Annotated in this window: 20 protein-coding genes; 11 read left to right on the forward strand and 9 right to left on the reverse strand. The window is 32.5% G+C overall.

The annotated features are described in order from the left end of the window. Nucleotides 1-95 precede the first annotated feature (95 nt). Nucleotides 96-983: a carbon-nitrogen hydrolase gene (locus BUB89_RS07390; RefSeq protein ID WP_073243555.1), complete on the forward strand. Its 888-nt coding sequence runs from the start codon at nt 96-98 to the stop codon at nt 981-983. 269 nt (nt 984-1252) lie between these two features. Here BUB89_RS07390 and BUB89_RS07395 read toward each other — a convergent pair whose 3' ends face one another. Next, nucleotides 1253-2773, reverse strand: coding sequence for a choice-of-anchor I family protein (locus BUB89_RS07395; protein ID WP_073243557.1), 1521 nt, complete (start codon nt 2771-2773; stop codon nt 1253-1255). A gap of 287 nt (nt 2774-3060) precedes the next feature. Then, nucleotides 3061-4320, reverse strand: a complete 1260-nt coding sequence (locus tag BUB89_RS07400; protein WP_073243559.1) for an OmpA family protein — start codon at nt 4318-4320, stop codon at nt 3061-3063. A gap of 572 nt (nt 4321-4892) precedes the next feature. On the opposite strand from BUB89_RS07400, the gene BUB89_RS07405 reads away from it, so the two are divergent. Continuing rightward, nucleotides 4893-5933, forward strand: coding sequence for an agmatine deiminase family protein (locus tag BUB89_RS07405; RefSeq protein ID WP_073243561.1), 1041 nt, complete (start codon nt 4893-4895; stop codon nt 5931-5933). Between the two features lie 97 nt (nt 5934-6030). Here BUB89_RS07405 and BUB89_RS07410 read toward each other — a convergent pair whose 3' ends face one another. The 3 genes from BUB89_RS07410 to BUB89_RS07420 form a co-directional block, all read right to left on the reverse strand. Further along, entirely contained in the window at nt 6031-6741 is a 711-nt protein-coding gene (locus BUB89_RS07410; protein WP_073243563.1) for a DUF3307 domain-containing protein, read from the reverse strand. Further along, nucleotides 6735-7340 carry a nucleotidyl cyclase domain-containing protein gene (locus tag BUB89_RS07415; RefSeq protein ID WP_073243565.1) on the reverse strand — a complete coding sequence of 202 codons (606 nt, stop codon included), beginning with the start codon at nt 7338-7340 and terminating at the stop codon, nt 6735-6737. The genes BUB89_RS07410 and BUB89_RS07415 overlap by 7 nt, the downstream gene beginning before the upstream one ends. A gap of 115 nt (nt 7341-7455) precedes the next feature. Next, nucleotides 7456-8250: an AraC family transcriptional regulator gene (locus BUB89_RS07420; protein ID WP_073243567.1), complete on the reverse strand. Its 795-nt coding sequence runs from the start codon at nt 8248-8250 to the stop codon at nt 7456-7458. 100 nt (nt 8251-8350) lie between these two features. On the opposite strand from BUB89_RS07420, the gene BUB89_RS07425 reads away from it, so the two are divergent. Next, nucleotides 8351-9559: an MFS transporter gene (locus tag BUB89_RS07425; RefSeq protein WP_073243568.1), complete on the forward strand. Its 1209-nt coding sequence runs from the start codon at nt 8351-8353 to the stop codon at nt 9557-9559. Between the two features lie 52 nt (nt 9560-9611). Here BUB89_RS07425 and BUB89_RS07430 read toward each other — a convergent pair whose 3' ends face one another. Further along, entirely contained in the window at nt 9612-10610 is a 999-nt protein-coding gene (locus BUB89_RS07430; RefSeq protein WP_073243569.1) for a metal-dependent hydrolase, read from the reverse strand. A 104-nt stretch (nt 10611-10714) separates the two neighbouring features. On the opposite strand from BUB89_RS07430, the gene rlmH reads away from it, so the two are divergent. Both rlmH and BUB89_RS07440 read left to right on the forward strand, forming a co-directional pair. Continuing rightward, nucleotides 10715-11188 carry a 23S rRNA (pseudouridine(1915)-N(3))-methyltransferase RlmH gene (gene rlmH, locus BUB89_RS07435; protein WP_073243570.1) on the forward strand — a complete coding sequence of 158 codons (474 nt, stop codon included), beginning with the start codon at nt 10715-10717 and terminating at the stop codon, nt 11186-11188. Nucleotides 11189-11320: 132 nt separating this feature from the next. Then, nucleotides 11321-12220 (forward strand): mechanosensitive ion channel family protein, encoded by a 900-nt coding sequence (locus tag BUB89_RS07440; RefSeq protein WP_073243571.1) that lies wholly within the window; start codon nt 11321-11323, stop codon nt 12218-12220. Between the two features lie 61 nt (nt 12221-12281). Here BUB89_RS07440 and BUB89_RS07445 read toward each other — a convergent pair whose 3' ends face one another. Together BUB89_RS07445 and folP are read right to left on the reverse strand one after the other, a co-directional pair. Further along, on the reverse strand, nt 12282-12917 hold the full coding sequence (locus BUB89_RS07445; protein WP_073243572.1) for a hypothetical protein: 636 nt from the start codon (nt 12915-12917) through the stop codon (nt 12282-12284). Continuing rightward, a complete protein-coding gene (gene folP, locus BUB89_RS07450) occupies nt 12914-13744 on the reverse strand; it encodes a dihydropteroate synthase (protein WP_073243573.1) in 831 nt (276 codons plus the stop codon). The genes BUB89_RS07445 and folP overlap by 4 nt, the downstream gene beginning before the upstream one ends. A gap of 74 nt (nt 13745-13818) precedes the next feature. On the opposite strand from folP, the gene BUB89_RS07455 reads away from it, so the two are divergent. From BUB89_RS07455 to BUB89_RS07480, 6 genes are all read left to right on the forward strand, one after another. Further along, nucleotides 13819-14367 (forward strand): DUF1599 domain-containing protein, encoded by a 549-nt coding sequence (locus tag BUB89_RS07455; protein ID WP_073243575.1) that lies wholly within the window; start codon nt 13819-13821, stop codon nt 14365-14367. A gap of 4 nt (nt 14368-14371) precedes the next feature. Then, entirely contained in the window at nt 14372-15472 is a 1101-nt protein-coding gene (locus BUB89_RS07460; protein WP_073243577.1) for a BT_3928 family protein, read from the forward strand. Nucleotides 15473-15736: 264 nt separating this feature from the next. Further along, nucleotides 15737-16252 carry a TlpA family protein disulfide reductase gene (locus tag BUB89_RS07465; RefSeq protein WP_073243579.1) on the forward strand — a complete coding sequence of 172 codons (516 nt, stop codon included), beginning with the start codon at nt 15737-15739 and terminating at the stop codon, nt 16250-16252. Between the two features lie 28 nt (nt 16253-16280). After that, nucleotides 16281-17033, forward strand: a complete 753-nt coding sequence (gene tpiA / locus BUB89_RS07470; RefSeq protein ID WP_073243581.1) for a triose-phosphate isomerase — start codon at nt 16281-16283, stop codon at nt 17031-17033. Nucleotides 17034-17296: 263 nt separating this feature from the next. Next, entirely contained in the window at nt 17297-18130 is an 834-nt protein-coding gene (prmA, locus tag BUB89_RS07475; RefSeq protein WP_073243583.1) for a 50S ribosomal protein L11 methyltransferase, read from the forward strand. Between the two features lie 44 nt (nt 18131-18174). Next, entirely contained in the window at nt 18175-18450 is a 276-nt protein-coding gene (locus tag BUB89_RS07480) for an ATP-dependent Clp protease adaptor ClpS (RefSeq protein WP_073243585.1), read from the forward strand. Nucleotides 18451-18629: 179 nt separating this feature from the next. On the opposite strand, the gene BUB89_RS07485 is transcribed toward BUB89_RS07480, so the two are convergent. Continuing rightward, a complete protein-coding gene (locus tag BUB89_RS07485; protein ID WP_073243828.1) occupies nt 18630-19043 on the reverse strand; it encodes a DUF6691 family protein in 414 nt (137 codons plus the stop codon). Nucleotides 19044-19091: the final 48 nt, after the last annotated feature.

A 19091-nucleotide genomic window follows, 5' to 3' on the forward strand; every position in this document is an offset into this window, starting at 1 on the left:
CATCTGTTAAAAAACGGAAAACCTCCTTTTTTATAAAAGCCACTATTTCTACTCTTCATAAAAATAACTATTTTTACAGTCTAAAATTTTTATCGATGCCAAACAAAAAATATAAAATTGCCGTTGTCCAGTTAAACCTGAATGACAATGCCGAAAACAATTTAAAAAAATGCATGAGTTGGGTAAGAGATGCTGCCAGTCAGGGAGCCGAAGTGATCTCATTGCCTGAATTATATAGTAGCCATTATTTCTGTCAAAGTGAAGATGTTGAAAATTTTAAGCTTGCAGAACCTTTATACAGTACTTCTTTTATTGCTTTTAGCGAATTAGCTAAAGAATTAGGTGTCGTAATTATTGTTCCTTTTTTCGAAAAAAGAATGGCCGGAATTTATCATAACAGTGCTTACATTATTGATACTGATGGTACTGAAGCCGGATTATACCGAAAAATGCATATTCCGGACGATCCCGCTTTCTATGAAAAATTTTATTTTACACCGGGCGATTTAGGTTTTAAAAACAATCCGACTAAAAAAGGAAATATAGGAACTTTAATTTGTTGGGATCAATGGTATCCGGAAGCAGCTCGTTTGACTGCTTTAAAAGGTGCCGAAGTGTTGTTTTACCCAACAGCAATTGGGTGGCATCCACAGGAAAAAGAGCAATATGGTGAAAACCAATATGGTGCTTGGATGAATGTAATGAAAGGTCATGCAGTTGCGAATGGTGTATTCGTAGCAGCAGCAAACAGAATTGGGTTAGAACAATATTTACCGGATACTCCGGGAATCGAATTTTGGGGTGCTTCTTTTATCTGTGGTCCGCAAGGAGAAATTTTGGCACAAGCCTCACATGACAAAGAAGAAATATTAATTGCTGAAGTAGACTTAGATTTACAGGAAAACGTACGCCAAAACTGGCCATTTTTCAGAGACAGACGAATTGATGCTTTTGGTGATATAACTAAAAGAGCAATTGATTAAGTAAAAATTAACCGCAAAGATTCGTAAAGGAAACACTAAGGCTCGCAAAGTTTTTTTTAGAATCTTTTATATCTAAATCAGTATATTGGATTAACATGACTTTTTTAGTTAAACTTCGTTTCTCCTTTACAAATCTTTGCGGTAAAACTCAAAAAACTATACGTTAAAACTTAAGAAATAAAAAAATGGACTAAAGCGCCTTGCCTTAGTCCATTTTTTTTAATCTTTGTGACCTTTGCGCCTACTTTGTGCGCTTTGTGGTTAGAAAATTATAGTAAATCTGGCTGGAAAAACTTAACTGCTCCATCACCTTCGCTACTTACTACTAACAGACTTCTTTTGTTAGGACTCTTGGCAGCAGGAATAAACAACAAACCTTCCGGTGCATCACCTGTTTTTATACTTTGTAAATATTGTGGTGCCGATGGATTGGTAATATCATAAACGATTACGGTATCAGTTCTTTCCAAGCCTACAAATAAAATATTTTTGTCCCCCATTTTAGTGACTACAACAGCCTCCGGTTCTGAACCTTTATCATCACTACGACCGTCATCATAAGTACCAAAATCATTAGAACGTTTATCCAGATCATTTTTGCTGTCAAAAACCAAACTTCCTGAATTTCCGTTCCAAATAGTAAATGAACGCGCTCCAAAACTGATTAATTCATCTAAATCACCATCATTGTCAGTATCTCCTTCAGTTGAAACTAAATTCAAACGTCCCATTTTAGCATCTGCTTTTAAAGTAGCGGCATCAGGAAAAACAGTCGCATCTAAACTCAGTGATTTTAATCGGGCAACATCTGCATAATCATCATATTCTCTGGCATCACCTTCGTTAGCGGTAATAAAATATTGCGTCCCGTTTACAGTATAACTTGTAATTGCATCCGGCATGAACAATCCTTTTACATTCCATGGTGTAAAACTAACAGCATTATCCTTATCACTTACATCAATTCCGTTCTCGGCAGTATTGAAATTTTTATATCCCAATCCAAAAACAGAACTAATAGTTTTGCTTGCTAAATCTATTTTAGCCACACCATTATTTTCCTGCAAAGTAACCCAGGCTGTTTTAGAATCTTCGGAAATTGTAATATATTCCGGCTCAATATCGGCAGCAAAGCTTTTAGCTTTTTTAGAAATTCTAAAACCTTTGATCTTTAAAGCAGCCAACTGACTTTCGAAAGCAGCAAAATTTAAAGTGGTTACCGCATAATTATTTGTGACATCAATAATAGAAATTGTTCCGTCAGGATCTACTGAATAATCAGCATTTGGTTCTCCTTCGTTAGCCGTCATAATGTATTTACCATCTGGGGGAAAAGTAACCATATCTGGCAAAGCACCTACATTAATTTGTTTTATCACACTATAATCAGAAGTTTTAAAAACTATTACTTTTCCATTTTCCTGCTTATTTGTAGTTGATTCTAAAGCTACAGCTAATTTTCCATCATAAACAGCAACACTATTAGAAGCTCCGTTATAAACAGACAAATCAATCACAGCTAATTTTTTAGGGCTTGCCGGATCTGACAAATCAATAACATCAATTTGGTTAGTATTACTGTTATTTACCGTAAAAAGCCTTTTAGTGATTTCGTCATACGCACTAATTTCAGCTGCTGCTTCACCACCTATTGTAATGGTTCCTATTTCTTTAAAGCTCGAAATATCTTCATTTACTTCAATTTCCTGATTGTTACCATCAGCTTTATCATTCTCGCAACTGCACAAAATGAAAAGTGCTGCCAATAATGAAATTCCAAAATTTTTCATGTTTTATAATTTATTCGTTTGCAGCAAAAATAGATTTCAGGCAAATCTTTTGAATTAAGACATCATTATAAAATCTTTAATTTAAACATGAAAAACAACCGCTAAATCCGTTCTAATGTTAAGCCAATAAATTAGTACGCATAAAAAAAGAGGATATAAAAATCCTCTTTACGTTTTTAAACTAACATCATTATTATAACAATCATGAAAGTCAACCATCTTGAAATAAAAAAAAGCTGTTTTAACAATTGTCAAAACAGCTTTTTGATATTTAATTTACTTAAAAATTATTTTACTTTAAAAGTAACTCTTCTTACAATTTGACGAGCTTCGTTTGAATTTTTGTTAACTGAAGCATCTTCACCATTACCTGATACAGTCAATCTTGAAGCATCAACTCCAGCATTGATTAACACGTTTTTAACAGCCTCAGCTCTTTTTTGAGATAAAGTCTGGTTGTAGCTTGAACTTCCAATTTCATCTGCATAACCAATAACTTCTGCACTTTTTGAAGGATTGTTTTTCAAATATTTCACTAAGAAATCAACACCTGATAAAGAAGTATTTGTTGGTTTTGACGAATTAAAGTCAAAATAAACATTTACATATCCTCCGTTGATTAATTCTTCAACAGTACTGTTAGTTGCACTTGTGCTGTTGTTTTGAGCAAATCTATTATCTAAATAAGTTTCTAATGAATCTGGAACACCATTTTGATTTTTATCTACAGCTTGTCCTTTTGTATTAACATCAGCACCTGCAGGAGTGTTTGGCTCTAAATCATATAAATCAGCTACACCATCTTTATCAGAATCAAGAATACCTGTTTCTACTAAAGTTAATCTTTCGTCTAATTCATCGTATTTGTCTTTAGAATACCAGTCAGCATGTACTTCGTTTTTACCTAAGTAAAAAGTCAAACCAACAGAAGCATTAAGAGTTACTCCGTCTAAAGCACCTGTACTAGCTGCTCCCATACCATCAAAATTATAATTTTGTCTTCCGTAAACTAAACCGCTTAAGTCTCCAGTTAAAGCAACACTGTTACTCAATTTAATTTGTCCGGTTAAACCAAGGATTCCATGTCCCATGTAATCTTCTCCGTCAAAACCATTATCTTTAGCAGATAATTGAGAAACTCCAAATCCACCATGTGCTAATAAACCAATAGTGTTAGTCCATGTCTCAAAGTTTAAAGTTCTACCTAAGTTGATAACCCCTTGTAAACTTGTTCTGATCATTCTGCTATCAAATGGTGCAGTATCATCACGTTCTTGGAATTTATCATATCCAAAATCAAGTTTCAAACCAAATTTAGGATTAAACATATATCTTACTCCTAAATCAGCATGAAAAGGATTAAGTGTAGCTGTAGAATAACCTGGTGTCATAGCTCTCAATGGTTTGTTTACACCACCATTTAATTCAATAGACCACTTATCAAATGGATCTTTCTCAATGCTAGTAGCTGATGTTGTTGACATATCCTGAGCAGTGGCTGCAAATGATAGTATTAACAGGGATAAAGAGGCAAATTTCTTTTTCATGATTATTTATTTTAATTTATTTTATTTTTTAAATCCCTGCAAATATAAATCATATAATTCTGATAATTGTTATATCAGAGTTATATAATTCCCACTTTTTTAGTTGCTCCTTCCTTATTAAGGATGTTAAAAGCGTACTATTATTTTGATTATCAAAGTGTTAAAACACCTAATAACACTATTTTCAGAGCCTTGAAAAAATAACTTTTTTTTTAAATTAATCTCTCGATTATCTGAATTTACTTGAGATATTATCTTTATTTCCTTAATTCAACCATCATTTTTTAACAATTGAGCAAGAAATATTCTCAGCAAAATTAAAAATCAAGACTACAAACAGAGATAAAAAACCATTTGCTAACATAACTGTTTTCTATTTATTCTATTCCTGACATTCCCTATCATTATAAAGAGACAGAAACAGCTTTTATTTTCATTTTCATACCTCTTTAATAAAGCCTTTTTATTGTTATAATGTAAATTCATTTTCTAAAAAATTGTTTTCCGGAGCGGAATTTTTATAATCCTTGTGAATGTTTATATTTGCGGTCTTATAATTTTTAGCTTTTTTTATGACAACTACAAACAGACGTTTTCCTGCTGAATGGGAAAAACAAGAAGGAATTTTACTTTGTTTTCCGCATAACGGAAACGATTGGCCGGGAAAATACGAAGCAATTCAATGGGCTTTTGTGGAGTTTATTAAAAAAGTAGCTGCTTATGAAAAAGTATTCCTTGTAGTTATTGACGAAAAATTAAAAATCAAAGTCAGTGACATGCTCAGCAGAGCGCGTGTCAATTTAGATCAGGTTTTATTTATTATCCAAAAGACTAATCGCAGCTGGATGCGTGACTCCGGTCCTATTGTTGTTTATAAAGATGGCCAAAGAGAAGCGCTGAATTTTAATTTTAACGGCTGGGCTAAATACAAGAATTTCCAACTGGATAAGCATGTTCCTGCTAAAGTCGCTGATTTTTTAAAAATACCTTTAACACAAGTAACTTACAAAGGAAAACCTGTAATTGTAGAAGGCGGTGCTATTGATGTTAACGGTCGTGGCACTTTATTGACTTCAGAAGAATGCCTGATGCATCCCACTATTCAGGTACGCAACGCCGGTTTTAGCAAAGAAGATTATGAAGCTGTTTTTAAAGAATATTTAGGTATAACCAATGTAATTTGGCTGGGCGACGGTATTCAGGGAGATGATACTCATGGTCATATTGATGATTTATGTCGTTTTGTCAATGAGGATACTATTGTAACCATTGTTGAAACTGATAAAACGGATAAAAATTACGAACCGTTGCAGGAAAATTTAAAACGTTTGCAAAATGCCAAATTAGAAAACGGAAAATCACCTGTAATTGTGACTTTACCTATGCCAAAACGATTGGATTTTGAGGATCTGCGTTTACCGGCGAGTTATGCTAATTTCCTGATTTTAAACAACTGTGTTTTAGTTCCTGTTTTTAACGACCCAAACGATAGAAAAGCGTTAAATATTTTAGCAGAATGTTTCCCTGACAGAGAAATAATTGGAATTAGTGCTATTGATTTAATTTGGGGATTTGGCACTTTACATTGCTTAAGTCAACAAATTCCTGTATAAAATACGAATGACTATTATTTTATTAAAATAGTCATTTTATCCATAATATCGTTAAATAACGCAATATCTTAAAATATCGCCTTATTTAACGATATTTTTATAGTATTAATTTATATAGCATCGCAAAAAGAATTCCGAGTCCAAAACTCATTAATGTACCTATTAAGATATATTCCGTCAAACGGACATCTTTAGATTCTTTTAAATCACCAAACCTGAAAATAGATTTTGCTGCCAATAAAAAGCCAATTCCCTCCCAAAAATTCATCATCACAAAAAAGAAAATAAACAGTCTTTCTAAAATCCCAATATATTTACCGGCATTATTAGTATTGTTATTATCTATTTTCACAATTTGTTCGCTCCATTTCGACAATAATACTTTTAAAAGTACTGCACTTACATAAGTAACTAAAATTAAAGCAGTTATCAAGGCTAAACTTTGCTGAGAATACAATTGAGAAAACGGAATTTGGTAGGGATAATAATAATTTACCGTAAAAGCGATTACTAATAAATGCAATAACTGATCGATAAAAAACCAGCTTTTTTCAGTTTTCTTTTTTTCGAAATATAATTTGGCACAATCAATCCCAAAATGACTTAGTACAATCAACAAAACAGCCACAAAATAGTTGGAATCAAATTGTGTGGTGAGCAGTAGCAATACCAAATGTACTGCAACATGATAATACAGGAACTTCGATTTAATTTTTCGCTTCTTTTTATCTTTTACCCAAGCTGTAGGCTGCATTAAAAAATCACCTGCTAAATGTGCCAGAAGCAAACTTAAAAATAATGCTACCATTGTTTTTTGATTTCTTGTTTATAAAATGCTATCATATTTTTGATTTCTTCGTAAGCTGCTCTCTTTAAGGAGGAACTAATCGAACTTTGGCTTTTTCTGTTCAATGCAGATGCGAGCTGGTTTTGATTAATTTCCGGATTCTCCAAAGCTTTTTTTACTATTTCCGCAGAAGTACTTGTCCAGTTATCAGCAATAATTAACATAAACGAAAGAATAACAGCAAACATTGCATTAAATTCCTCCCAGGGCGTGTGTATCCCCAGCGTTTGTTTTTTCAAATTTTCGAAACATTCCCCTGAATTAATAAAAGCCAGGCCATTCGATTCGGTAATTTTATCCGATAAATAATCTATTGTCCCCACTCCTATTGCCATTCGTACATCTAATTCTTTATGTTGCTTTATCGCTGCCTTAATCAGCAACGCAATCTCAAGAGCATCTTCAACAGTCACAAGCAGCTGAAAACTGTCTCCTCGATAAATTTCCCAATCTTTAGGTTCCTCACCATATTGATTTAAAACTGCCTTTAAATCGGCTAGCCAAACTGCCGAACTCAGCTTTCGTGAATCAATAATATCAGCTGTAATTACTGCTTTCATAGACTTTTTTATGGATTATCTTTTTAAATTAAAAGGCAATGTACAAAAATTATCGCTTATTTCGACGATAATTTAAAATATCGCTTAATTTAACGATAAAAAAATTATACCTCATTTATTCAATACTTTCTAAAATATAATTAGAAGGTGTTTTACCTAAATGTTTTTTAAACATAAAAATGAAGGCGCTTGTGGTTTCATAACCTAAATCGAATGCTATTTCTTTTACAGATTGCTTTTCTCCCAATCGTTTTATGGCTTCCAATAATTTTAATCGAATGCGCCAATCACTAAAATTCATTCCTAATTCTTTAATAAACAAGCGGGATAATGTCCGGCTGCTCATGGACGAAATCTCCGCATAATACTCAATAGTATATTTACTGGCTACATCATTCAGTAAAAGCTGAACCACGTTTTTTAATCGCTGATGATTTGTCGTAGGTAAAAAAGTCGCACTGGGTTCTATTAAAGCCATTTCATCTAAAAAAACATCCATAATTCTTCTTTCTGAATTTGTAATAGGTTGATTAGAGTCGAATGAAATGATTTTAAAAACTAATTGTTTTAAAAAAACCGAAATATCAAAGGAAAAACTGGCTACCGGCAAACCTTTTACAAACGAAGGATCTATAAAAACACTGTACAAATTCACATCTTTTTGAAAAGAAACCTCATGTTCGGTATTTCCCGGAATCCAAAGCCCCTGCAACGGATTAACTACCCAAATTTGATTATCTACCACCACATTCATTACACCACTGGTGGCATAAATCAATTGTGCTCTGGGATGGGAATGAGACAAACAAACGGCATTAGTAACTTTTTCAGTGTATCCGATTATTGGCAACTCAGGATTGACCTGAAATCCAAAATCTACAACTTTGTATGTCTGATTATCGTTATTCATTGTCCAAATATAACAATTAAGACAATACTTTTTCTTATCATCTTTGTAAAAAATAATACAGCTGTTATTTTAAAAGAATATTATAATTAAAAAACAACTCATGGAAAACGTTAAATCACATCCTGAAATAATTCAAAAGACCATCTATTCGATACTTTTTACAATTAGTTTTTCTCATTTTATTAATGATTTATTACAAGCCGTAATTCCTTCAGTTTATCCATTATTCAAAGAGAAATTCAATCTTAGTTTTGCCCAAATTGGTTTAATTACCTTAACCTATCAACTTACTGCATCCATTTTACAGCCTTTTGTGGGAATGTACACTGATAAGAATTCGAAACCCTATTCTTTGATGATAGGAATGAGTTTTACCTTATTCGGGCTATTCTTTGTTTCTATAGCAACTAGTTTTTATTATCTGTTACTTGCAGTTGCTTTAATCGGAATTGGTTCTTCCATTTTTCATCCGGAATCTTCCCGAGTGGCTCATTTGGCTTCGGGTGGTAAAAAAGGATTAGCACAATCTATTTTTCAATTGGGTGGAAATGCAGGAAGTGCGATTGGTCCATTATTGGCAGCTTTAATTGTAATTCCGTTTGGGCAATTTTATATTATTTGGTTTTGTGCTATTGCATTAATCGGTATTTTAGTTTTATACAAAATCGCCATTTGGTATAGCGATCAAATGGTATTAAAGCAACAAAACAAGGTAGCTCCTGAAAAAACAACTACGCAACATTTATCTAAAAACAGAATCATATTTTCTTTAATAATCTTACTTATTTTAATCTTTTCAAAATACTTTTATTTGACCAGTATTACTAGTTATTACACTTTTTTCTTAATTGATAAATTCCATGTATCTATCCAGCAATCTCAAATTTATTTGTTTGCTTTTTTAGGTGCGGTAGCAGCTGGAACCTTAATTGGTGGACCATTAGGAGATCGTTTTGGGAGGAAATATGTAATTTGGATTTCCATTTTAGGAGCAGCTCCATTTACGCTTTTATTACCTTATGTTTCCTTATTTTGGGTTGGTATTTTATCCATTATTATTGGATTAATCATCTCTTCTGCTTTCTCGGCAATTCTGGTTTACGCGACTGAATTATTACCTGGAAAAGTAGGTTTAGTAGCGGGATTATTCTTTGGATTTGCATTTGGAATGGGCGGTTTAGGTTCGGCAATTTTAGGGAAATTAGCTGACGATACCAGTATTACTTACGTTTTTACGGTTTGTGCTTTCCTCCCTTTAATAGGAATCATAACCGGTTTCCTGCCTAATATCGAAGGTGAAAAAAGATAATCATCAACCTAATTAAAACAAATGAAATTCAGTAAATTCTGGGTTTCATTTGTTAATTTCCTTGCAACCGGGTAAAAATACCTTTCATTAAAGCCATTCCGTCTCTTTTTCTTTTAGGAACTTCCTGAGCTTTCAAAACTCCATTTTCCTCTTTAAAAACATAACTAAAAGCAAATTGAGTTTCGTCTGAATCAGCAATTAGCACACCAAATCGTAAATCATTAAAGTAATAGTGCTTCTCTTTTTTTGTAATAATAAACCAACCATCGCTTATCACTCTTAATTTTTCAAAATCACTATTTCCTTCAAGTTCATGAGTGAATTTAGTGTTTTTGGGATATTTTTTAAAAGTAATAGCCTGAGTATCGAATAAGGAATAATCACCTAAAAAATAAGCATCGTTTGTAGCAACATTTGCATTCCACAAAATGCAATTAAAAGCTGTGGGTTTTACAATTAAATCATCATACACAATATTTTGTGCTTTTAGAGCTTTATCAAATTCTTGTAAGGCATACAATTTCAAACCGCATGTGAGCAGTAAATAAAAGGAACTCCAATAAATTCCAATAAGCACGTATTTTTTCCTGGAAAAGAAATCATCTTTTTTTCTCCAGACTAAAATCAAGGAAATCAGTAGCGGAATGGTATATAAAGGATCAATTACAAAAATTGTTTTTAAAGCTAACCGATCCGGTAGCGGCCAAAAAATTTGTGTTCCCCAAGAGGTAAAAAGATCCAAAAGTACATGGGTAAATAAACACCAAAAAACCATTTTAGTCGCTGAACCAAAATTAATTTTATCCCGTTCTGTTTTACTAATTAACCAACCCAAAATTGGCGAAAGCAATAAAAAGAATACTACAGAATGACTTAGTCCTCTGTGTATTGCAACTCCGTCAACAGGATTCATAAACTGACCAATTACAACATCTAAATCTGGTAATGTTCCGAGAATGGCTCCGTACAAAAAGGTTTTACGCTGCAGTTTTTTCCCTGCACATAATTCGGCTGTAGCAATTCCCAAAAGAATCTGAGTAAATGAATCCATAAAAAAGTTTTATTCTACAAAAATACATTTATACCCGCAAATAGCGTAATCCTTAAAATCCAAAACTAGTTTAATATCTTTGCAGCTTCGAAAACCATCCAAAAATGAACATCAAACTCATCGCCATAGGCAAAACCGATAATAAAGCATTACAAAGTTTAATTGACGATTACACCAAACGTTTGTCTTTTTACATCAAATTTGATTTGGAAATAATACCTGATATTAAAAATGTAAAAAACTTATCCGAAAGTCAGCAAAAAGAAAAGGAAGGCGAATTGATTTTGTCGAAAATAACTCCAACAGACCAATTAATTTTATTGGACGAAAATGGCAAAAACTTTTCCAGCGTAGGATTTTCGGAAGAATTACAAAAGAAAATGAACTCCGGAATTAAAACACTGGTTTTTGTAATTGGTGGTCCTTATGGATTTTCAGATACGGTTTACGCCAAAGCTCAAGGAAAAATATCGCTTTCGCTAATGACTTTTTCTCACCAAATGGTACGCTTATTTTTTATCGAACAATTGTATCGTGGTTTTACCATTTTAAGAAACGAACCATATCATCATCAGTAAAATACCGTCAAAACGGGGTAAATGCTACCCAACAGACTACACTTGTCTACTTTGATTGATTAATAGTTGTCATACAAGAAAACTTTTGGTATCTTGTATGACAACTATTAATTAAAATTTTATTGAAAAAATATGGACATTAATAAAATTACTGATTTAATAACTGAAAAATTAACGGTTTGGAGTGAAGCACTTATCAAACTCCTTCCTAACATTGTCGTTGCAGCCATTGTAATGGTATTAGGTTTTTATCTGGCAAAATTTATTCGAAAAACTGCATCCAGACTAATTGGTAAAATTTCTAAAAATCTAACTTTAAATAATTTATTCAGTTCCATCATTTATTTTATCTTTTTAGGAATCGTAATTTTCACGGTACTAAGTATTCTTAAATTAGATAAAGCTGTTACTTCCATATTAGCCGGTGCGGGAATTTTAGGATTAGCTTTAGCCTTTGCTTTTCAGGATATTGCAGCTAATTTCATGTCCGGAATTTTTATTTCCTTCAGAAAACCTTTAAAAGTGGGTGATATTGTCGAAATTAGAGATTATATGGGAAAAGTAAAAGAAGTTAATCTTAGAGATACCGTCGTTGAAACTTTTCAAGGTAAAACCGTTATCATTCCCAACAAAGAAGTTTTTCAAAATCCAATAGAAAATTACACCTTCCTTCAAAAAAGACGTTTTGATTTAAGTGTAGGCGTTTCTTATGGTGATGATTTAGAGAAAGTAAGGCAAATTACACTTGATGCTGTTAGTGATATTGAAGAACTATCAAAAGAAGATGCTGTAAATGTTTATTTTGTCGAATTTGGTGACAGTTCTGTGAATTTATCGGTTAGAATGTGGATCAATACTCCTGAGCAATCCGTTTATAATAAAGTAGGAAGCGAAGCAATTATAAAAATCAAGAAAGCCTATGATGCTAATGGTATTATGATTCCGTTCCCAATTCGTACATTAGATTTTGGCATCAAAGGAGGAACAACTTTAAACGAAATGCCTATTCAAATGGCAAATCCAAAAGAGTAAAAGCACACGTGAAATTGTATTAAAACCGTTGAAAGTTATAGTCTTTCAACGGTTTTTTATTTTAAAAAATAAATTCTTTTGGAGCAATTGGATTTACGCTATATAAATCAAATTTTCGAACTAAAATCTTATTTTGAATGTATTCTCCATAAGACATATTCTTGTCAAATTGTATCACAATTCTTGGTCTCTTTATAAACTGGATACTAAAAATTTCCTGCAATAAATCGGATTTCTTTACGGCTCTTCCGTTAAGCCAAACCAAGTTGGTCCCTTTTTTAAAATTGATAACAAAGTCATTTCTTTTGGGTTTTCCAATGGTGTAATCTACTTTGGTAAAAGGAATAAAAGCCATATTTTTCCCGATTGAATCCGCATAAGAATAATAATTCTCGGCATTTTCGTTTTTATGAGCTTTTTCTTTTCGTTTTTTATCTTGCAGTTTCATCACTTCGGGAATAACTAATTTCAAAGGCAAGCGCTTATCAATATTCAGAATCCAATTGGTCGTAATAATGCTGTTTTTCCAATTCACTTCAGCCAAAGTATCTTTCTCATTTATTCGAAAAAAAATATAAATTGGCGAATGATCTTGTACTTCACTTATTACTGTAGTATCCGATTTTGGAAGTAAAATATCTTCTTTATTTCCGCAGGAAAATAAAAATAAAAATACAATCAGACTAAAATGTTTCATCCTTTAAAATTTATTTTTTCGTATAATTTCACACATTCAACTGCTGCTGCCACATCATGTACTCTCAAGATATGAGCCCCATTGGTTAAAGCAATTGTATTTAAAACTGTAGTTCCGTTTAAAGCTTCATTTGCATTGATTTCTAGCGTTTTATAAATCATTGATTTTCTGGAAATCCCAATCAGAATTGGTAATTCCAAATTTTGAAACAATGCTAATTTTTGCATTACTTCATAATTTTGATCGATCGTTTTTGCAAAACCAAAACCGGGATCTACAATCAAATCGTTGATACCAAAACTTCTGGCGAGACTTATTTTTTCTGAAAAATAAAACAAAACTTCTTTCACAACATCTTCATATTCCGTCATGGATTGCATCGTTTGTGGTGTGCCACGCATGTGCATCATGATATAAGGAACCTGATATTTAGCTATGACTGCTAACATTTTATCATCGAGATTTCCGGCTGAAATATCATTAATCATAGCAGCTCCGTTTTCGATACAAACTCTTGCAACTTCGCTTCTAAAAGTATCAATTGACAATAAAATATCAGGAAAATGTTTTACTAATAATTGTACAACAGGAACAATGCGGCTTAACTCTTCCTCTTCCGAAACAAATTCAGCACTGGGTTTACTGGAATAAGCCCCAACATCAATAAAAGTAGCGCCTTCTTCTAGCATTTTATCAACTTTAGCGATAATTTCTTCATCGCTGGCATACTTTCCACCGTCAAAAAAAGAATTGGGCGTTATATTCAGGATTCCCATTACTTTGGGTTTTGATAAATCAATCAGCTGTCCTTTGCAGTTAATAGTCATTTTTTAATCTTTATTTTAAAGTTGAAACCTTTTCCCTATTTTTGATAAAAATTTTATACAAATATACACCAATAATGAAGAATACTTCTCAGGAATATGATAAGGTAATTGCAATTTGCCGTACCTTATTTGCTAATAAAATGCAGGATTACGGCAGTGCATGGCGTATTTTAAGGTTACCTTCTTTAACCGATCAAATTTTTATCAAAGCTCAAAGAATCCGCAGTTTACAGGAAAATGAGGTTCGAAAAGTAGATGAAGATGAATCCGGCGAATTCATCGGAATTATCAATTATTCGATTATGGCTTTGATTCAGTTGGAATTAGGCGTTGTAGATCAACCGGATTTGAATACTCAAAAAGCAACAGAATTATATGATGCTAAAGTAAAGTTAACCAAAGAATTAATGGAAGCCAAAAACCATGATTACGGCGAAGCCTGGCGCGATATGCGTGTGAGTTCGCTTACTGATTTGATTTTGCAAAAACTCCTTCGCGTAAAGCAAATTGAAGATAACAAAGGAAAAACGATTGTATCAGAAGGAATTGATGCTAATTATCAGGACATGATTAATTACTCTGTTTTTGCCTTAATATTAATGGGTTTTGCTAACAATCAATAAATTTATGAGAAATATAATTACACAATTTTCAAGGTTATTTGTTGGAATTTTATTTATTATTTCCGGTTTAATTAAGCTGAATGATCCGGTAGGTTTCTCCTATAAGTTAGCCGAATATTTTAGTGAACCTGTTTTTAATCTGCCATTTTTAGTGCCGTTTAGTTTACCATTAGCCTTATTTTTAGTAATTATTGAAGTGCTTTTAGGTATTATGTTGCTCATTGGTTACAAATCAAAATTCACGATTTGGAGCCTTTTACTGATGATTGTATTTTTTACTTTTCTGACGTTTTATTCGGCTTATTATAATGTAGTTAAAGATTGTGGCTGTTTTGGAGATGCGCTACACCTTACTCCTTGGCAATCCTTCACTAAGGATGTTATTTTATTGTTTTTTATCTTTATTTTATTTGCCAATAAAAAATTAGTCAAACCTTTATTTAACAAAGGAATCCAAAATTTAATCACTTCTGTAGGAATGGTTTTGGCCATTTTTGTGGCGTATCATGTTTTAAATCATTTACCCATAATTGATTTCAGACCTTACAAAGTGGGTACCAATATCCAAAAAGGAATGGAAATTCCCGAAGGTGCTCCACAAGCAGTCGTAGAAATGATTTTTATTTACAAAGTGAATGGTGTCAATAAGGAATTTACTGAAAAAGACCTGATGAATATTCCCGAAGGAGCTGAGTTTGTTGACCGCAAAGATAAAGTGATATCCGAAGGTTACGTTCCTCCTATTCATGATTTTACAATGATGAAAGACGGTTCTGATTACAAAGAAGAATTGCTGCAAGAACCAAAATTACTAATGTTAGTAACGTATGATTTAACGAAATCGGATGTTGATGGAATGCAAAAATTAGAAACATTATATAAAGATGCTACTGCTAAAGGCTACAAAGTTATAGGAATGACTAATTCATCAGAAGAAGAAATTCAAAAAGCACAAAAAACATACAACCTGAAATTTGACTTTTATACCTGCGATGCTATTGCTTTAAAAACAATAGAAAGAGCTAATCCAAGTATTGTAATTTTAGAAAAAGGAACTGTAAAACAAAAAATGCATTATAACGATATTCAGGATTTAAAATTATAATAAAAAAGAAAGCTCATAAAGACTAAATTTAGCATTTATGAGCTTTTTTTATGTTCGAAAAAAGGTAAAAAAGGACTCAAAACCGCCTTTTTTGATAGCTGTCTTTGAAGTTTATTTTTTTAAAAAGAAAAAATCATCTTAACTATTACGTTTTCATTTGTATTTTTATAACTCTGAAAGCGGTTTTTGTTATTTTATTACTGATTTTGTAAAAAACAACAATCAGCAAACAGCAATCAAATTGTTTATTTTAACTTTGTTACAATGAAAAAATTCGAAAAAACAATAATCATTCTACTGGCTCTAGTTGTCGTTTCCTGTGCAAAATCAACTGCGCAAAAAACGGAATTTTCTAAAGAAGCCTTATCTGAAACATTATTATCAGTTAATGATGAGCAAATTGCTTTTGGAGAAATACTGTCTCAAAACAAAGGAAAAATTACGGTAATTGAAGTTTGGGCTTCCTGGTGTGGAGATTGCGTAAAAGCGATGCCTAAAATCAAAGAGCTACAAGCAGCACATCCGCAAACTGCTTATGTATTTATTTCAATGGATAAAACCGCTGATAAATGGAAAGCCGGAATTGAAAAACACCAACTAAAAGGCACGCATTTTATGGCGAATGACCAAATGAGTGGCGTTTTTGCAAAAGCAATAGATTTAGACTGGATTCCCAGATATATCATCATTGATAAAACGGGGAAAATTGTGCTGTATCGCGCTATAGAAACTGATTTTGAAAAAATCAATACTACTTTAAGTCAATTAGAAAAACAATAAAATAAAATTCAAATATAACACTACTAAAATGAGAAAAAAGATTGTAGCAGGAAACTGGAAAATGCACAAAAATGCAGCACAAACTAGCGAATTATTAGCAGAATTAATTGCTAAAGTACCTTCTGAAACGACAGCACAAGTAATTGTTGCGCCAACATTTGTAAACCTGGCTGCTGCTGTAAATCAATTAAAAGGAACTAACATTAGTGTTGCTGCACAAAACGTTCACCAGACAGAAAGTGGTGCTTTTACAGGAGAAATTTCTGCTGATATGTTAACGGGAGTTGGTGTAAACACAGTGATTTTAGGACATTCTGAGCGTAGAGCTATTTTTAACGAAACTGACGCTCTTATTGCTGATAAAGTAAACACTGCTTTAAAACACGATATGACCGTTATTTTTTGCTTTGGCGAAGAATTAAAAGACCGTCAATCTGACAATCACTTTAATATTGTTGAAAACCAATTGAAAGATGGTTTGTTCCAAATTGATGCTAAATCATGGGAAAAAGTTGTTTTAGCTTACGAACCGGTTTGGGCTATTGGAACAGGCGAAACTGCTTCTCCGGAACAAGCACAGGAAATGCACGAATTCATCAGAGAAACAGTTCTTAAAGCTTACGGAAAAGAAATTGCTGAGAATGTAACTATTCTTTACGGAGGTTCTGTAAAACCGGATAATGCTAAAGAAATTTTTGGAAAACCAGATGTAGACGGTGGTCTTATTGGTGGAGCTGCTTTAAAAGCGGATGATTTTATTGCAATTGTAACAGCTATCTAAAAAAACATTTTTATATAATTCTAAAAAGCGATAATTCATTTTATCGCTTTTTTTATATCCGTTTCTTAGGAAAAAACAGCATCGACACGAATGCAGCAATTAAATTATATCTTTCTCCAATCTATAAAAAACTTACTGAATTACAATTACTTAAATCTATTGTTGATGAGAGAAATTAGCGAATTAGTGGCTAAAAATAATTACTTCACAAAGCGAGCACTCCTAAAAGAGAAATACTACCTTTGCAAAAAATTAAATCCATTATGTCAAATATTTATATCGCCTACCATTTTAGCATTGAACCAAAAGAACTGGGTTCTGAAATTTTAATTGCCGAATTAGGCGAACTTGCTTTCGAAAGTTTCACTGAAACCGAAAAAGGAATTTCGGCTTTTGTTCAAAAAGATTTATGGGACGAAATGATTCTTGACAATGTGAATATTCTGCATTCAGAGGAATTCGAAATCGATTATACTTTTGAAGAAATCGATCAGGTCAACTGGAATGAGGAATGGGAAAAGAATTTTGAACCTATTGATGTAGATGGAAGATGCCATGTAAGAGCTCCGTTTCACCCTAAAACGGATGCTGAGTTTGATATTTTAATTGAACCAAAAATGAGTTTTGGTACAGGACATCATGAAACGACTCACATGATGATTCAGCATTTATTAGAAATTGATGTTACCGGTATGAAAACCTTAGACATGGGTTGCGGAACAGCTATTTTGGCTATTCTTGCCGAAATGAAGGGTGCTCAGCCTATTGATGCTATCGATATTGACAACTGGTGTTATTTGAATTCTATTGAAAATGCAGAGCGTAATAATTGTAAAAACATTAGTGTTTATGAAGGTGATGCTTCTTTATTAAAAGATAAAAAATACGACTTGATTATCGCTAACATCAACAGAAACATTTTGTTGAACGATATGCAAGCCTATGTAAATTGTCTGAATCCAAAGGGAACTTTGCTATTAAGCGGTTTTTACACAGAAGACATTCCTTTTATCGATGCTTCCTGTACAGAAAATGGCTTAACTTATGTTAAAAAATTCGAAAGAAACAATTGGGTTTCACTAAAATACGTAAATTAGTATCCTGTTTATTATCAAATAATTAAAGTACAAAAAATAACATAATGAGTACTAAAGAAAAAATTAGAGAAAGAGTAAGCGTACAAGAAGTTACAGCCAGGAATAACGAAATAATTGTTTACAATGATGATGTAAACACGTTTGATCACGTAATTGAAACTCTGATGCGTGTTTGTGAACATACAGCAGAACAAGCTGAACAATGTTCGCTAATTATTCACTACAATGGAAAATGCACCGTAAAAACAGGACTGATTGCCAAATTAAAACCGCAGTGTACCCAGCTTTTAGAAGCAGGTTTAAGCGCCGAAATAATTTAATAAACTACAAAATTTACCCAATTTTTAAAGCATTCGTCACGGCGAATGCTTTTTTTATAGCACTTTTTTTTACCATGAAGTTAATTAATAAAATTTAGGATTATAGTGTTCTTAAATTTCTTAATTAACTTCATGGTTTAAACCTTTTTTATTTCAGACAATTAGCTGTAAATCGTTTTTTAATGAGGTAATTTATTTTTTAAAACGCCATATAAAAAAGTCCCCAGTACAGCTCCTAAAAGCACTACAATAACACTAATAAAACCTGATCCAATCAAAATAAATATGGGTCCGGGACAAGAACCCGCCAAAGCCCATCCTAATCCAAAAATTAGTCCGCCTAAAAGATAGCGAGCAATAGAATGTTCTTTATTTGGAATAGATATTGGAGTCCCTGAATAATCTTTTAAATGGAATCTTTTTATAATTTGGATACCAATAATTCCCGTTAAAACAGCAACCATAATAATTCCGTACATGTGAAAAGACTGAAACTGGAACATTTCATAAATTCGGTACCAGGAAACTGCTTCTGATTTGGTTAATACGATTCCGAAAACAAATCCAACCAAAATAAATTTTATTAATTTCATATTTAAATATTTATTGTTTTTTATAGGTAATATGTAATTCGCATATAA

The organism is Flavobacterium flevense (assembly GCF_900142775.1).
In the GTDB taxonomy this organism is placed as follows: domain Bacteria; phylum Bacteroidota; class Bacteroidia; order Flavobacteriales; family Flavobacteriaceae; genus Flavobacterium; species Flavobacterium flevense.

Bases quoted from the DNA above. Each gene is read 5' to 3' on its own strand.
- BUB89_RS07390 (WP_073243555.1), top strand. From the start codon at position 96: ATGCCAAACAAAAAATATAAAATTGCCGTTGTCCAGTTAAACCTGAAT.
- BUB89_RS07395 (WP_073243557.1), bottom strand. From the start codon at position 2,773: ATGAAAAATTTTGGAATTTCATTATTGGCAGCACTTTTCATTTTGTGC.
- BUB89_RS07400 (WP_073243559.1), bottom strand. From the start codon at position 4,320: ATGAAAAAGAAATTTGCCTCTTTATCCCTGTTAATACTATCATTTGCA.
- BUB89_RS07405 (WP_073243561.1), top strand. From the start codon at position 4,893: ATGACAACTACAAACAGACGTTTTCCTGCTGAATGGGAAAAACAAGAA.
- BUB89_RS07410 (WP_073243563.1), bottom strand. From the start codon at position 6,741: ATGGTAGCATTATTTTTAAGTTTGCTTCTGGCACATTTAGCAGGTGAT.
- BUB89_RS07415 (WP_073243565.1), bottom strand. From the start codon at position 7,340: ATGAAAGCAGTAATTACAGCTGATATTATTGATTCACGAAAGCTGAGT.
- BUB89_RS07420 (WP_073243567.1), bottom strand. From the start codon at position 8,250: ATGAATAACGATAATCAGACATACAAAGTTGTAGATTTTGGATTTCAG.
- BUB89_RS07425 (WP_073243568.1), top strand. From the start codon at position 8,351: ATGGAAAACGTTAAATCACATCCTGAAATAATTCAAAAGACCATCTAT.
- BUB89_RS07430 (WP_073243569.1), bottom strand. From the start codon at position 10,610: ATGGATTCATTTACTCAGATTCTTTTGGGAATTGCTACAGCCGAATTA.
- rlmH (WP_073243570.1), top strand. From the start codon at position 10,715: ATGAACATCAAACTCATCGCCATAGGCAAAACCGATAATAAAGCATTA.
- BUB89_RS07440 (WP_073243571.1), top strand. From the start codon at position 11,321: ATGGACATTAATAAAATTACTGATTTAATAACTGAAAAATTAACGGTT.
- BUB89_RS07445 (WP_073243572.1), bottom strand. From the start codon at position 12,917: ATGAAACATTTTAGTCTGATTGTATTTTTATTTTTATTTTCCTGCGGA.
- folP (WP_073243573.1), bottom strand. From the start codon at position 13,744: ATGACTATTAACTGCAAAGGACAGCTGATTGATTTATCAAAACCCAAA.
- BUB89_RS07455 (WP_073243575.1), top strand. From the start codon at position 13,819: ATGAAGAATACTTCTCAGGAATATGATAAGGTAATTGCAATTTGCCGT.
- BUB89_RS07460 (WP_073243577.1), top strand. From the start codon at position 14,372: ATGAGAAATATAATTACACAATTTTCAAGGTTATTTGTTGGAATTTTA.
- BUB89_RS07465 (WP_073243579.1), top strand. From the start codon at position 15,737: ATGAAAAAATTCGAAAAAACAATAATCATTCTACTGGCTCTAGTTGTC.
- tpiA (WP_073243581.1), top strand. From the start codon at position 16,281: ATGAGAAAAAAGATTGTAGCAGGAAACTGGAAAATGCACAAAAATGCA.
- prmA (WP_073243583.1), top strand. From the start codon at position 17,297: ATGTCAAATATTTATATCGCCTACCATTTTAGCATTGAACCAAAAGAA.
- BUB89_RS07480 (WP_073243585.1), top strand. From the start codon at position 18,175: ATGAGTACTAAAGAAAAAATTAGAGAAAGAGTAAGCGTACAAGAAGTT.
- BUB89_RS07485 (WP_073243828.1), bottom strand. From the start codon at position 19,043: ATGAAATTAATAAAATTTATTTTGGTTGGATTTGTTTTCGGAATCGTA.